Raw genomic sequence first — 14161 nt, forward strand, 5'->3', positions numbered from 1 at the left:
CAAGGAGTTGAGGGAGTTTTCTCGTTCTGACAATTGCTGATGCAACTGTTGTTCGATATTTTGCTTTTCTGCTAGTTGAGAATGCAATTGAGCGATCGAGTTTTCTCGTTCTGTCAACTGTTGTTGCAAAGATTCGTAACTTGACTTTGGTACAGTTTCAGCTAGTTGCTGTTCCAGATGTTGCTTGTCGGAGGCTAGTTGAGCATCCAATTGGGCGATCGAGTTTTCCCGTTCTGTCAACTGTTGTTGCAAAGATTCGTAACTTGACTTTGGTACAGTTTCGGCTAGTTGCTGTTCCAGATGTTGCTTAGCGGAGGCTAGTTGAGCATCCAATTGGGCGATCGAGTTTTCTCGTTCTGTCAACTGTTGTTGCAAAGATTCGTAACTTGACTTTGGTACAGTTTCGGATAGTTGCTGTTCCAGATGTTGCTTGTCGGAGGCTAGTTGAGCATCCAATTGGGCGATCGAGTTTTCTCGTTCTGTCAACTGTTGTTGTAAAGATTCGTAACTTGACTTTGGTACAGTTTCAGCTAGTTGCTGTTCCAGATGTTGCTTAGCGGAGGCTAGTTGAGCATCCAATTGGGCGATCGAGTTTTCTCGTTCTGTCAACTGTTGTTGTAAAGATTCGTAACTTGCTTGCAGTGGATTTGGCTGCGTACTCGTCGGATTTTCTGCTGGAGTTTGAGCCGTTTGGGTGTCATTAATTTCCCTTACTTCGGCTGTTTCCCCTGGGGATTCGGCGACATCTACCGGAGTTTGTTCCGTTTTTTTCCAAGTTACACTAACTTTTGTCTTGTCGGTAGAAATCTCCAGAGAACCCTTGGCCAAGCGTTCTAGGAGTTCTGACCTGGATATGTCCAGCTTGCGAGCGATTGCGTTCAATCGATCGGCACTATAAGGAGTGAGCGAAAGTCCGATTTTGACTTTGCTTTCTGGATCTGAACTAGCTACATTGCGACTTTTTTTTACCATTGGCATTTTCCTCATGCCAACCTACACTAATTAGTATAGTGGCTGAAGCTTCTATTAAAATCAATTTTTGTTACTTACTAATTGTTGCAGCTTCCGTTCCCAATCGAACAAAAAGCTGTGAATGTCATTTTGAGTTCCAGGAGTGCCGTAGAACCGCTTCAACATTCTTCGCCCAGAGTCTTTTACGGCACGATACCGCCATGGGCGCTGTTTAGCTTCTCAAATACTATCCAACTTTTGACACTCTGTCAGCATTTGCCAAAAGTCCATTTGCTTAGGGATCGTCCATGACTAGGACGAAAACCAACAAAAGGTTAGCGGGACTGAGGAAAATCAGGGCTGAGTTAAAGGGTTGTTAGGGGGATAGAGAGATTGGCTCGCCAGATCGATCGTATCACTGAGGCGATCGTCCGATCTCAAAGAGTGCGATCGGAGTCGCGGTCAACAAAAGAAGGTAATTATTTATAAAAACTTTACATAAAATCTTAGAAAATTGATACAATAATAAATAATATACCACCGCTTATTGCTATAACTTTACAATTCTGTGACCTATGACTATCAAAAATCATCAACAATACCAGCAATCCTTAGATTGGTTGCGACAATTTCAGCAGTTTATCACTGAATTCGATAGTATTGAAGCCTTAAAATCCGAAGGCAAAATCTGGAAACTGCCCAAAGAATCTTACCAGACTAAAATTGAAAAATTAAACTTAGAAATATCCGAGTATGAAAGACTGATTAATTGCGATAAAAAACAGCCTCTTCAAATCAACATTGAAAGTTTAAAAAAACTACCCGATGCTTTAATTAAAGCTCGCATAGCGTCAAAAATCAGCCAAAAAGAACTGGCAGATAGACTAGAAATTGATGAAGAAATCATTAAACAACATGAGGACACAGATTATCAATGTGCTAGTTTTCTAGAAATCATCGAAATTAGTACCGCTTTGGGCATAAAATTTGAACCAGCGGCAATCCGAGTAGATTTTGACGAAGTAACCCACATTAAACACAATGCAGAAAAATGCCCCAGGAAAATTTTTGATTCAGGAGAATATACTGACAACTCTTTACGGCAAACACTCAAAGAACTTGCAGATGTAAAGTTTGCCCTGGATCAATCCTCTATCGTCGCTATTACCGATCGCCAAGGTAAGATTACCTACATCAATGACAAGTTTTGCGAAATTTCTCAATACTCGCGAGCTGAACTATTGGGAAAAACTCACCGCATTATTAATTCAGGATATCATCCCAAAGAATTTTTTAGCGAAATGTGGCAAACTATCGCTAGTGGCGAAGTCTGGAAAGGAGAAATCAAAAACCGGGCTAAAGATGGAACTTATTATTGGGTAGACACCACCATCGTCCCTTTCCTGAATGCAGCAGGCAATCCTTATCAATATGTGGCAATTCGTAATGACATCACTCATTGTAAACAAACCAAAGAAGCACTACAATTTCTGAATGAAGAATTAGAAGCTAGAGTGGCAGCGCGGACTGCTGATTTAGAAAAGGTGCTACACAATCTCCAGCAGGCCCAAACCCGATTAGTTCAAAGTGAAAAAATGTCAAGTCTTGGACAATTGGTTGCCGGAATCGCCCATGAAATTAACAATCCAGTGAATTTCATCTACGGCAATGTCATTCATGCCACCGAATACACTCAGGAATTGTTAAGACTACTTCAGCTATATCGACTGCACGATAGAGACACCCATCCTGAAACCTGGGAAGAATCGGAAGACAGCGATATCGATTTTATGATTGAAGATTTGCCCAAAATTTTGGAATCTATGGGATTTGGGGCTAAGCGAATTCAGGGAATTGTCACATCGTTACGAACTTTTTCTCGGATGGATGAAGCCGAGATTAAGAATGTTAATATCCATGAGGGCATGGATAGCACTTTGATGATTTTGCAGAACCGTTTGAAAACTAAGTCGGAGCGGCTAAGTATTGAGGTGATTAAAGACTATGGTAATCTACCTCGGATCGAGTGTTACGCCGGACAACTAAATCAAGTGTTTATGAATATTCTGAGCAATGCCATCGATGCTTTAGAAGAGGCGTATACGAAAGTAGATAATTTCCAAGGTTGTATTACAATTCGTACCAGTTTGTGCGATCGTCAACAAGTAGTGATTGAAATTGGTGATAATGGTTTAGGAGTGCATCCCTCGGTGCAGCAGCGATTATTCGATCCATTTTTTACCACAAAACCAGTGGGTAAGGGAACTGGTTTGGGATTATCCATTAGCTATCAGATAATTACTGATAGGCATAGAGGTACACTACGCTGTGAATCAGAATTTGGCAAAGGTAGTCTGTTTATTATCACAATTCCCACTTTCCAAATAACTAAGTCTAAACTTTAATTTAATACTGCCACGCATCCTATTTTTGACCGTTGCATCGTCAGGTGATTTAACCTTACTAGAACAGGCTTGATATCGTTTCCGGCTGCATCGGAATGATTTAACCTTACTAGAACGCAGAGAACACAGAGGGAGATAAGAGAGATGAATAATTCCGATGTTACCGGATTTGATATGACACAGAGTCCGAGAATAGAGAGATGAATAATTAAGATGAAGAGAGGATTTGATATCAAATCCTCAATGATTGAAAACTGGACGTTCATTCAAGGGAATTTTATCCAACAGCAACTCGAAAACCCACAATACTAGCCCTACAATCAGGTTGATATCTGAGGCGACAGGCGCTGCGACAATTCGGAGCATGATCGTTCCAAGAACCGCCTCGCAATACCCTCAGCGACTCGTCACCACGATAGTCCCAAACACGACCATCGGTAGGTGCACCATTGTAATTACTATGCCAAAAATCCGCGCACCATTCCCAAACATTTCCGTGGAAATCGTACAATCCAAAAGCATTAGGTTTAAAACTACCCACATCAGTTGTTTGAGCTCGATAAATTCCCTTCGGTGCTTCAGCATAATTAGAACTACCGTTGTAATTTGCCAAGTCAGTGGTAATCGTTTCCCCAAAGTGAAAAGCCGTCATAGTTTCCCCCCGACAAGCATATTCCCATTGGGCCTCGCTAGGTAAACGATAATTCTTACCAGTTTTCCGAGAAAGTCTAGCGCAGAACTCCACAGCCTCGTACCAAGATATATTTTCTACAGGTCGATTTACGCCTTTAAAACGGGAAGGATCGGGATTGAGGAATATTTTAATTTCCGACAGTGAAGCTACCACCGCCCACTGAGCCTGAGTGACTGGAAATTTGCCCATATAGAAAGGTGCTAAAGTCACTTGTTGCTGAGGTTTTTCATCACTATCTCCCTCATTACTTGCAGAACCTATCAGGAAATTACCGCTAGGCACTGACACCATTTCTATAACTAAGCCGCTGCCAATATTTTCTTCAAAAAAATCAGCTTTTCCCTGTTGAACATTAGTTTGATGACCTCTTTTGTCGAGGGTTAAAAACTCAAATTTAAAGGTATTTTTGGGAGAGTTGACATTGTGGTTAGCCTGGGTAACGGCGACACTGTTATTAAATTGTTCCTGTTTTTTAACCACATGGCTAGGACGTTGCGTCCTGGGAGGCTGAGGATTTTGGACAACAATTGACCCTCCTGTATTTTGTTCAGAATTGAGAGCAAGTTTACCTGCTGATAGGGACAGAGGTGGTTGGGGTGGTAAGGAATAAAGATTTAAAGCTTTGATTACTTCATCAGCAGATTGATACCTATTTATGAGATAATCTTGAATTAATTTATCTAATACTTCTACCAATTTTCGACTTAAACTTGTGTGGGGGGGTAATTTTTTTCTCCAGTTACCAATGCCTTTAGTCGGGTCATAAAGCTCATCATAACCGTCAACTTGTGGCAAACAGTTAGTTAGCAACCGCAGGCAAGTTATCCCCAAGCTGTACAAATCACTGCCCGGAAAAACTTGACCCCGCATTTGTTCCATCGGTGAGTATCCGCGAGTCCCCACTGTGGTCCCTGATTTACTCATCAGCGATCCTGTTACCTGTTTAGAAACACCGAAGTCGATCAGAACTAAATCTCCTCGCCCTCCCTTTCGGAAAGCTGAATTGCGCAAGGTTCTAGTTTTTGGGAGAGATGAGTTAAGGGAGCTGCGACGGCGGATGATATTCTCAAGTTTTATATCTCGGTGAATCACATTGCGATCGTGAACAAATTTAAGAACTGGTAGTAAATCTGCTAGTAACTGCCAAATTTTTTCTTCATTAAAAACGCCCTGTTGAGTTAATTCGGCGAGTAAATTTTGCCCTTCTATTAACTCTTGTACCAAATAAAGTCGCTGGTCTTGTTCAAAATAAGCAATTAATCTAGGAATTTGGGGATGTTCGCCTAGTTCGTAAAGTCGTTTTGCTTCTTGCTGAAACAGTTCAGTTGCTTTTTCAATGGCAGAGGTTCCCTGAAATTGAGGCATAAACTGCTTGATTACGCACGGGTCGTCCATGCGGTCTGTATCTACTGCTTCATAAGTTCTGCCAAATCCCCCTTCGCCCAAAAGTCGAATTACGCGGTAGCGGTTTCTGAATAAAGGTGTGAGGCCTTGAACTCCGCAACTTTGACAAAATTTAGAGTTGTCGGGATTGAAAGGATTAGAACACCTGGGGTTGGAACAGTAGAACATATCTGGGAAGAAATGATCCGGTTAAGATTATGATATATCTTTTATGGGTGTTTGCCTCCTCGTGGAGTTATCAAAATTAGAAAGAGATTTAAATATCAGGAATCATAGCCCGATCGACTAATTTTCGCCACTCTCTGTGCGCCGATATTTGCCCTCGTCCTCGCTAATGGAGTGAATCAATCTCTGGATTTCTCAAAAATAGGGCCCAGCCGAGGGGGAGCATCCCGATTTTGCATAGGCGAAGCATGACCGCAGACAATTTATTAGCTCCCGCCAGAGATTTACTGCGGTCATGCTTCGCCCCTACGAATATATTTGCAAAACACAGATGCACCCCGCCGATGGGCCTCCGTAGCATTAAGTATCAAATTAAACACTGTCGAAGGGTTTGTTAAATATGTGATTGATAAGGCTTTTTCAAAGGGCTATGAACTCGATCGCTGGAGTCTGGCAGCACCAAAGGTGGCATTGAACTTACGGCACCAAATCGCGGCCGAAGCATAATCTTCTGAGTTGATGCTGGCAGGGAGGGCATAGCTTTGAGCACCGCTGTATGATTTGAGTGGTGCGATCGACACATAGTCACCTTTCTTGAGGGGATAGGCGGGAGGAACTGTCGAGCCAATGACATCGGGGGATTTGTGTAAAATTACGACTAAATCAGGACCAGACGTTGAGGTTTGAAATGCTCGATCGAGTTCCAGAATGCGCTCATTCCCTTTCTGAACAATGCGGGCAGTGCCTTTGGTGGGGTGTTCGCCATCGACAAAAGTGCCAGAAGCTAGAACTTTTGCGACTTGAGCTGTTGCGGGTGATGTCGCTGGCCCAGTTGGCGTGGTTTCAGGAGTGACGGATGACGCGATAGTAGCTCGATCGCCAGGGGTTTTGGTGCAGGCGATCGCGATTGTTGACACAAAGGTAAGACTAGCAAAGTTGAAATAGCGGCGTTTCATAAAAAAGCTTCCTCCTGAAAATATTAAACACCCCGAAAACCGATCGCCGTTTCCATGGCATCGCGAGGATTGGGGTCAACTAACAATCGATTTATTTTAGCCTGATATAAGTTGCCCACAAAACCAAATATCATCCCGACAAACAACAAACTTCCCCCTAAATATTGAGCTAAAGTAGGAGCTTCCCCTAAAATTAAATAACCCATGATTATAGCTGCAATGGGGTTCAATAAACTAGCTAAATTAAGTTCCGTTGAAGTCGCATTTTTTAAACCCGCCAACCAACATAATTGACCAGTGACGACAATAACCGCGGCATAGATTATCATCCATTGCCACAGAAAAGGAGATAAGACTTCGGCAAAATGGTGAGGTCCGTAAAGTAAATTAGCCAATAGGAAAAAAAACACCGTCCCCAGAATATTGCGATAAATCGTAAAAATGCCCAAGGGAATTGATTGTAATTGCAGTTTACCAACAACGGTGGCAATGGAACCAATGATTGCAGCGATCGCCACAAAAATTTCTCCGGTGCCAATTTGAAATCCACCCATCGTCATCATCTGACTTGAACTCCCTAAAACAGCAGTCACTATCACCCCAGCCAAGGAAATCAGAGAACCTGCAATTGCCCAAAAATCTACCCGCGAACCCAACAGCAAAACGCCCAACAACAGGGTTAAAATTGGTTCGATGCGCCCAATTAACACAATATTAGTTACATTAGTCTGTCCCAGGGCTGCAAAAATTAACGCCGGAGCGATCGCCCCCGATAAAATACCTGTAATAGTTAAAATAATCCAATCTTTACGAGTCAGAGCTTTCAGAGTTTGCCGTTGCCAATCTTGATAAAAAATTAGAGTCATCAACCCCAAGGCACAGATATTACCTACAAATAAAACATTGCACAGTGAAATAGGATTTCTGCCATTAATCGCATGACTTTCCCCTATTTCCACAATTTTACGAGTTACCGAATTGGAAGCAGCAAAAATCAAAACAGCAATGCCAAGATACATTGGGCTAGGAACTCGGATGAAAAATTGATGTAATTTATTTGCAACTTTCATGCTCTTGATTTCTCTAATTTTTTAAACCTTAAAATTAGCTTATTTGGGTTGAGGACAGGTTTTATTAGTGTAATCGCATTGATAGATATACTGTGATTGCCAATGGAGGGGAATTTCTAGTAAATCTCTTGCACCAGTGATTCCCTGACCGATAAAGAACAGGAGAGCCAAACAATTGAGAATGATATGAACCCTGCGCCAGCGATTTTCTCTATCCTGATAAATATCTTGGACGATCGCCACTGAAAAAATCATCAATAAAGAGGCTATCATACCGTAGTAATAATGGGAAACAAACCATTCATTATCGCGACGAAAGATTTCTGGTTGAAACCCTAAAATCATCAATCCCATGCCCGTAAAAGTGGCAAATATACCTCGCCAGAGTTTAACTCTTGCCTTAAATAGTAGTGCGAAAGAAGCAATGGTTAACAGGAAAATGGCGATCGCAAACAAGAATCGAAAAGGTTCTTTGGTGAGGGTGTCGTTACTCAGCATTTTGGAGAAAATGGGGTAGGCCATTCCCAGTAGAGCAACCCCTACCACTGAGCCGCTCAACCAATTACCCATGGCTACGTGCTCGGAACCGACTACGGGCGGAATTTTAGTTTTTCCCCCGTCGGCGACAAGCAGGCGGCGTTGACGGGTGAGCAAGGCGCGATTCACCACAATTCCGATTAAGGGAAAAACGACAACAATGGCGATCGCCGGATGTAATAATGCAAAGATATCTTGAAGTTCCATGTTAAAGATCCATTAATTCACTATTTAGGGACAATCAAAATTATCGATCGCTAAGCAGCCACAAACAGGGACAATAAAATGGCGATCGCATCGGCGGGTTCATAACGCTTGCTATAATCCACGTCAATGTGAGCTAGGGCAATATGACGATGGCGATCGATAATAAAAGTAGCAGGAACAGGTAACAGCCAATCTTCCGTCCCATTGTAATCTGGGAGAGCGTGACCCAATTCGGTATAAAGTAATTTAAGAGGAGGGGGAGTTTGAAATACAATACCATAATCACGAGCAATTTGGCAACCCGCATCACTCAGAACATCAAAGGAAAGTCCGTTGTTGAGGACTGTTTTTCGGGAAGCATCAATTGTTTGGGGAGAAATGGCTAAAACCGAAGCTCCCAAGGCCTGAATTTTGGGTAATAGCCCCTGATAAGCCCGTAATTCCAGATTACAATAGGGACACCAACTGCCAAAATAAAAACAGAGAATAACGGCTCCCTGATTTAATCGCTCGTACAGACTAATCTTTTGACCGTCAGTATTTTCGAGGACAAAATCCGGGGCATCGTCGTCAATTCTTAAGCTTCTGCGATTTTTAAATTCCTTGGCTAATGCTTGAGTTGCTCGTTGCATAATCGCCGCTTTTTCCGGGGGAAACCTTGCCAAGAATTCCTGGTAAAATTTATGAAATTCCAGTTGTAAATTCACGATAGATATTTCCCAATATATGTCTGGGGGATATTCCCTTACTTAAAATCAGCAAGGGAACAGGCAAATTACTTCACTTCATTTGGTGAAAACATCGCTACTTTCCCTTGTTTTACAGCGACAACGACATCATAGGTTGCACAGTAGGAGAAGGTAACATCGTTGGCTTTGTTATAGAGATTGACCACCATGCCTGCTCCACCTGGTTGTACTCCTAATGGTAATAAATCACCAAAGAAAAATCTTCGCAATTGGTCGCCACTACCAATTTGTCCTTTGTTTTTACTAATCATATCGATCTTTTGTTGAGCAGTCATTTCCGGGGCGGCGATCGCGCTATTTTGCAATTGAGGTACAAAGCTATGTACAGCAACATCTCCGGCAGTAATAACGCTAGCCAGGGCTAGGGGAGCAAACAGAGGGCTGAGGGATTTGAGTTTTAACATTGATGTTTTTGGGGTGAGAACGGTTGATGAGACTATCATGATCTATTTCAATTTCTTTGAGAAGCAGGCAAAATAGAATATACTATATGCCATTTTGGAATAGGTGCTGTATGGACCGAATTGCTTGTATGCAAAGTTTCGTTCGGGCGATCGAATTGAACAGCTTTTCTGCCGTAGCGCGGGAACAACAGACCACGCAACCGACGATTAGTAAACAAATCGCCGCTCTCGAAAAATATCTGGGGGTACAATTACTCACTCGTTCCACTACCAATTTGAATTTAACCGAAGAAGGTAAAAAATACTATCAATATTGCCAGCAAATTTTGGAAACCGTTGCCGAAGCAGAGGCCAGTTTAACTGGGAAAGAACGGGCTACAGGCGTTTTACGATTGGGCTGTCCCGTGCTGTTTGGGCAAATGCAGGTTGTTCCCCGTTTAAAAGCATTTATGAAACGCTATCCCGATGTCAAAATCGATCTAATGATGGCAGATCATTTTGTGGACATTGTAGAGGATGGTTTAGACCTGTTAATCCGCATTGGTAATCGTCTGGATAGTTCCTTGATTAGCCATCGTATCGGCACGACTCGCCGCGTCACAGTAGCAACAACAGACTATTTTGAACAAGCGGGAGAACCGAAAAAACCGGAGGATTTAGTACATCATGATTGTATTGTTTACACTCATCTGTCAACGGGTAATGAGTGGCATTTTCAAGGAACAGATGGCACTATTAAGGTGCGGGTGGGGGGCTGTTTTCAAACTAATAGTTCTGTGGCGATTCGAGCCGCAGTGTTATCGGGTTTGGGGATTGCGGTAGCGCCGGTGTGGATGTTTGGTGATGAGATTTACCGGGGCGATATCAAGGTGGTGTTGCAGGATTATCAGCCGACTCCGTTGCAAATTCATGGGGTGTATCGTCGGAGTCGTTTTTATCCAGCAAAGATAGTTTGTTTTATTGAATTTTTAGCGGCAGAATTCAAGCTCGATCCCTGGGTTTCAGATTATGGGGTTTGAGCCAGATAATTAGAAGACATCTTCGATCGCATTCTCAAAGGCTCATTCGGAAGTTCTTAAGGAGATTATTGTATTCTAGCTGTCTCTGAGGGTATATATCTTGGCTTTGCCAGTGATGGTAATGTGCTACTTGCGATCGGTATTCCGCTAGTAATATCGTTTCCGTTAGCATCAGAATGATTTAACCGCAGAGGGCGCAGAGAACGCAGAGGGAGATCAGAGAGAGATGAATAATTCCGATGCTAACGAATTTGATAAAATTTGTAGCATAGAAATCATAGTAGTACATGGTTGCTTCTTCCAAGCCATCTTTAGCACAATCGTAATAGTTTGGGAAAACAAACCCAACTCTATCATCGCTATTAAACCCAATCTGCCACCATTCATCTTGATACGAGAATCCATCTTTCGACTCAGCTAGAAACTGCTCGGCAACTTGTTTAGAACACAGAATAAAACTGCACGAATACTACCCGCGATACAGGCTGTTCAAACAACTCCGCAACAGCAGTCACAAGGTTATGGATCATTTCACGCAGCGGTGACTGAACGATACAAAGTGGTTTCATCGTGACCTTAGTTCATGAATGAACTTAAGAGTATTCTACTTTGGATAGAGCCACTTAGCAAATAACTTTGTCGCCCGTGGCATGATGACGTAGGTCATTAACGAAACCATGAAAGCTGCACCGATCGCACTGCGTAACAAAGTTGGCCATGGAAAAAGCAATTGATTTAAGAAGGGTGGAATGATGTTAATTAATGGAAAAATCACTAGCCAAGTTACGAGTACCATTTTGTAGCGGGGCGGCGGGACGATAGCTCCTTGAATTGGCAAGGTAAACCATGTCTCTAACCCCGTCAGCCGTTGATACTCGGAACCAACAGTTAGCCGCTTGATGCGTTCCAAAAGCCGATGACGAATTGGAGAATTTTCCCAACTCGTCAAATTACTCAAATGGTCGAACTTGAAGACGATGCGATATTCTCGGTTGCTGCGATCGTTTGGACGGAAGATATTCACTCCCAAATGTCCTTCAAATGCCGCAGCAGCGACTAATATATCGCTCAAAAGTCGCTCAAATTCATCCTCACAACCAGGCTTGACTTGTTCCAGAATCTCGACAGTTACTGGAGAATCGTCAGATTGATTCAACGGATTCATGCAAAAAACTTCCAACTAGATTAGCGGTAATCCTTCAGTACCAATTTCTAGACATACAACTTTTGCTGACTCAATTCCTGATGGCAATGGGTACGACATACCACCGTTGCTTACCACGTAAATATTAGTGCGATCGCGCCCTGTACGACCGAATGCTAAGGCTGTAGTTCCTGCCATTCCTTGTTCTGCTTCGGCGATCGTGGTTATTTTACCATCTGGTGTAATCTTGACCACACTGTTATAAATGTGTGTAGTGCCGTATAGATTACCGTTGCGATCGAAGGCAAAGTCGTCAATGTTTACGCGATCGATAAAAATTGTTGGTTCCCCTGGCTCAGCATCTTCGAGAATCGGAATCCGAACAATATGCTGCTTTTGGGTATTCGATACATAAAGCACATTGTTAAAGATTTTGAGTCCATTAGCTCCGGGAATTTCTTGCTCTGCGGAGGTTCGCGCCAACAAAGGATGTTCGAGCCAAATGCGAGTGCTGACTTGGGCTACATCTAATTCCCAAATCGCACCTCGATAGGAATCAGCGATCGCATAGCGACTACCAGTCAAATGCGTGATTCCATTCAGGAAGATTGCATCTGGCATTGTTAGTAAAGTTTCTACTGAACCTTGAGATGAAACTTTAAAGATGGTGGAAATTCCGTCTTGATTCCAACCTGTCAGTAATAGTTCTGTTTCTGACACAAAAGCTAGACCTGTTGCCTTTCCCGATATCGTGGCATGAGTTACGGGGATTCGATCTTGCCCGATGCGAAGGATCTTTCCTTCAAAATGGTTGGTGATAAATAACGTATTGTCAGAGTCGATCGCGATACTTTCTAGAAATGTATTGGCAGGAAATTCAGCGATTTGTTGGCTTGGCACCAACTCAATGGGAGTGCTTTCAAAGATAGGCGGTAATCCAATTGGTGTAGACATTGCGATCGTTCCTTGTAATGTATTTGAGTCAAGCCCATGCGCTCGCGCCCAGATTATTTTCAAACCAAATAGACAGGTAATCTGCCCGTAGTTCCCACTCATGCTTCACTATAATCCCAATAGTCACTTCAGTAAGCAACCGTCATCCGGTGATGAATATACTTGGACTGCTCCACTTCATCCATGAATGCGATCGCATAATCCTCAGCAGAGATACGACTTTCTCCTTTTTCATTGATGAGTAGATGATCTGCCCCAACCTGAAATATAGCCGTGCGATCGCCGGGGAAAATTTCAGCCGCCGGACAAACAAATGACCAGTCAAGATTGGAAGCCTTGTAAAGGTTATACGCCTCAAGGTGAACGGCGGCAAGCGGACGGTATTCCTCCACAAAATTAGGGCTATTCATCAGCAGTACATCCGCCGCGATGGACATATTACCCTTGCCCAAAAACTGTTCAATAAAGATACGGGCGATCGCTAAGTTTTGTTCTTCAGTTGGAGTCATCGTAGGTTCGTCTCGCTGTAATAGTTTTGTATCTTAGGTTCAAAAGCGATTACCAAGGCAGCGCGATCGCGCCACCAAACTTCCGCATTTCGGCAAAAAACTTACCCTGTGCGCCACCTTCTGGCAACGTTGCCAGATATACGGCAGTTTCGGCTCCTTCATCGGCTGTGAACGGTGCATTAGAGCCACCCATATCGGTTTGCATCCAGCCAGGAGAGTAAGCATTTATCAAAATGTTTGTACCCTGAAATTCCTTTGCTAAAAGCGCGGTCAGTCCATTTAGCCCAACTTTAGAAAGGCGGTACGAAGGCGCTAGAGGATAGTAATCGCTACTCATAGATGCCAGCGAAGCCATTTCAGTAGACACATTTACGATCCGCCCGTAGTTTTGCGCTTTCATCAATGGCACTAGAGCCTGTGTCATTCGAGCAACGGCTAAAACATTGGTTGCGAAAGTTGCCAGCATCGTTTCCATTTGAACCGTGAGCAGGCTGGATTCTTCTGGCTGCATCGTCGGGTTGACACCCGCATTATTGACCAGAATATCGACTCTGCCATAAGCCTGCTGCAACCAGGTTGTGAACTGTTGCACACTAGCATCGCTCGTGACATCCAAAGGATGAAAATCCACTTGAATATTTTCGCTTGATAGGCGCTGTTGAGCGGCCAGACCATCTTGCTCCTGACGACTCGTCAGCACAACTTGAATATCCTCTTTCTGTGCTAACTTGCGGGCGATCGCATAGCCTAAGCCTTTGTGACTGCCAGTAATTACTGCTACTTTCTGCGTCATAGTCATCAAAAACTGCTGATTGAATTTGGTATACCATTCACCGTACCAACCCTTAAACTATTAAACAAGACGATTTTTTAGCTAGTCAGACGGGAATCCCCACACTATATCGCTTCGATTAGTGTGGGATGAAAGGCGCGTGAGACGAGGATTCCACCTGTTCACAATCTCAAAGCTACGCTTTGAGCAGTGGGCAGGTG

12 protein-coding genes and 1 pseudogene are annotated in these 14161 nt (G+C 43.2%); 2 read left to right on the plus strand and 11 right to left on the minus strand.

Annotated elements, in window-relative coordinates:
* Positions 1-972, minus strand: a pseudogene (locus tag ACBR23_RS24820) (CopG family transcriptional regulator); the annotation flags it as partial.
* A 554-nt stretch (positions 973-1526) separates the two neighbouring features.
* Between ACBR23_RS24820 and ACBR23_RS24825 the strand changes: the two are divergent.
* Positions 1527-3356: an ATP-binding protein gene (locus tag ACBR23_RS24825; protein WP_371116604.1), complete on the plus strand. Its 1830-nt coding sequence runs from the start codon at positions 1527-1529 to the stop codon at positions 3354-3356.
* A gap of 277 nt (positions 3357-3633) precedes the next feature.
* Here the strand turns inward: ACBR23_RS24825 and ACBR23_RS24830 are convergent, their stop codons facing one another.
* The 6 genes from ACBR23_RS24830 to ACBR23_RS24855 form a co-directional block, all read right to left on the minus strand.
* On the minus strand, positions 3634-5622 hold the full coding sequence (locus ACBR23_RS24830; RefSeq protein ID WP_371119791.1) for an SUMF1/EgtB/PvdO family nonheme iron enzyme: 1989 nt from the start codon (positions 5620-5622) through the stop codon (positions 3634-3636).
* 425 nt (positions 5623-6047) lie between these two features.
* Positions 6048-6575 carry a DM13 domain-containing protein gene (locus tag ACBR23_RS24835; protein WP_371116601.1) on the minus strand — a complete coding sequence of 176 codons (528 nt, stop codon included), beginning with the start codon at positions 6573-6575 and terminating at the stop codon, positions 6048-6050.
* Between the two features lie 23 nt (positions 6576-6598).
* Positions 6599-7645 carry a DMT family transporter gene (locus tag ACBR23_RS24840; protein WP_371119792.1) on the minus strand — a complete coding sequence of 349 codons (1047 nt, stop codon included), beginning with the start codon at positions 7643-7645 and terminating at the stop codon, positions 6599-6601.
* Positions 7646-7684: 39 nt separating this feature from the next.
* A complete protein-coding gene (locus ACBR23_RS24845) occupies positions 7685-8389 on the minus strand; it encodes a DUF4079 domain-containing protein (RefSeq protein ID WP_341738156.1) in 705 nt (234 codons plus the stop codon).
* A 50-nt stretch (positions 8390-8439) separates the two neighbouring features.
* Entirely contained in the window at positions 8440-9096 is a 657-nt protein-coding gene (locus tag ACBR23_RS24850) for a peroxiredoxin-like family protein (RefSeq protein WP_371116598.1), read from the minus strand.
* Positions 9097-9164: 68 nt separating this feature from the next.
* Entirely contained in the window at positions 9165-9542 is a 378-nt protein-coding gene (locus tag ACBR23_RS24855) for a hypothetical protein (RefSeq protein WP_371119793.1), read from the minus strand.
* 128 nt (positions 9543-9670) lie between these two features.
* On the opposite strand from ACBR23_RS24855, the gene ACBR23_RS24860 reads away from it, so the two are divergent.
* Positions 9671-10561 (plus strand): LysR family transcriptional regulator, encoded by an 891-nt coding sequence (locus ACBR23_RS24860; protein ID WP_371116596.1) that lies wholly within the window; start codon positions 9671-9673, stop codon positions 10559-10561.
* 604 nt (positions 10562-11165) lie between these two features.
* Here the strand turns inward: ACBR23_RS24860 and ACBR23_RS24865 are convergent.
* From ACBR23_RS24865 to ACBR23_RS24880, 4 genes are all read right to left on the minus strand, one after another.
* A complete protein-coding gene (locus ACBR23_RS24865) occupies positions 11166-11726 on the minus strand; it encodes an antibiotic biosynthesis monooxygenase (protein WP_341738152.1) in 561 nt (186 codons plus the stop codon).
* A 15-nt stretch (positions 11727-11741) separates the two neighbouring features.
* Positions 11742-12659, minus strand: coding sequence for an SMP-30/gluconolactonase/LRE family protein (locus ACBR23_RS24870; RefSeq protein ID WP_371119794.1), 918 nt, complete (start codon positions 12657-12659; stop codon positions 11742-11744).
* Between the two features lie 128 nt (positions 12660-12787).
* Positions 12788-13168 (minus strand): NAD(P)-dependent oxidoreductase, encoded by a 381-nt coding sequence (locus ACBR23_RS24875; protein WP_371116593.1) that lies wholly within the window; start codon positions 13166-13168, stop codon positions 12788-12790.
* A 49-nt stretch (positions 13169-13217) separates the two neighbouring features.
* Positions 13218-13961 (minus strand): SDR family oxidoreductase, encoded by a 744-nt coding sequence (locus ACBR23_RS24880; protein WP_371125699.1) that lies wholly within the window; start codon positions 13959-13961, stop codon positions 13218-13220.
* Between the last annotated feature and the right edge of the window lie 200 nt (positions 13962-14161).

Origin of the sequence: Microcoleus sp. (assembly GCF_041354475.1) — a bacterium.
Taxonomy (GTDB): domain Bacteria; phylum Cyanobacteriota; class Cyanobacteriia; order Cyanobacteriales; family Microcoleaceae; genus Microcoleus.

Coding starts and splice junctions, on each gene's coding strand:
- ACBR23_RS24835 (WP_371116601.1), bottom strand. CDS start 6,575: ATGAAACGCCGCTATTTCAACTTTGCTAGTCTTACCTTTGTGTCAACA.
- ACBR23_RS24830 (WP_371119791.1), bottom strand. CDS start 5,622: ATGTTCTACTGTTCCAACCCCAGGTGTTCTAATCCTTTCAATCCCGAC.
- ACBR23_RS24880 (WP_371125699.1), bottom strand. CDS start 13,961: ATGACGCAGAAAGTAGCAGTAATTACTGGCAGTCACAAAGGCTTAGGC.
- ACBR23_RS24870 (WP_371119794.1), bottom strand. CDS start 12,659: ATGTCTACACCAATTGGATTACCGCCTATCTTTGAAAGCACTCCCATT.
- ACBR23_RS24855 (WP_371119793.1), bottom strand. CDS start 9,542: ATGTTAAAACTCAAATCCCTCAGCCCTCTGTTTGCTCCCCTAGCCCTG.
- ACBR23_RS24845 (WP_341738156.1), bottom strand. CDS start 8,389: ATGGAACTTCAAGATATCTTTGCATTATTACATCCGGCGATCGCCATT.
- ACBR23_RS24860 (WP_371116596.1), top strand. CDS start 9,671: ATGCAAAGTTTCGTTCGGGCGATCGAATTGAACAGCTTTTCTGCCGTA.
- ACBR23_RS24865 (WP_341738152.1), bottom strand. CDS start 11,726: ATGAATCCGTTGAATCAATCTGACGATTCTCCAGTAACTGTCGAGATT.
- ACBR23_RS24875 (WP_371116593.1), bottom strand. CDS start 13,168: ATGACTCCAACTGAAGAACAAAACTTAGCGATCGCCCGTATCTTTATT.
- ACBR23_RS24840 (WP_371119792.1), bottom strand. CDS start 7,645: ATGAAAGTTGCAAATAAATTACATCAATTTTTCATCCGAGTTCCTAGC.
- ACBR23_RS24825 (WP_371116604.1), top strand. CDS start 1,527: ATGACTATCAAAAATCATCAACAATACCAGCAATCCTTAGATTGGTTG.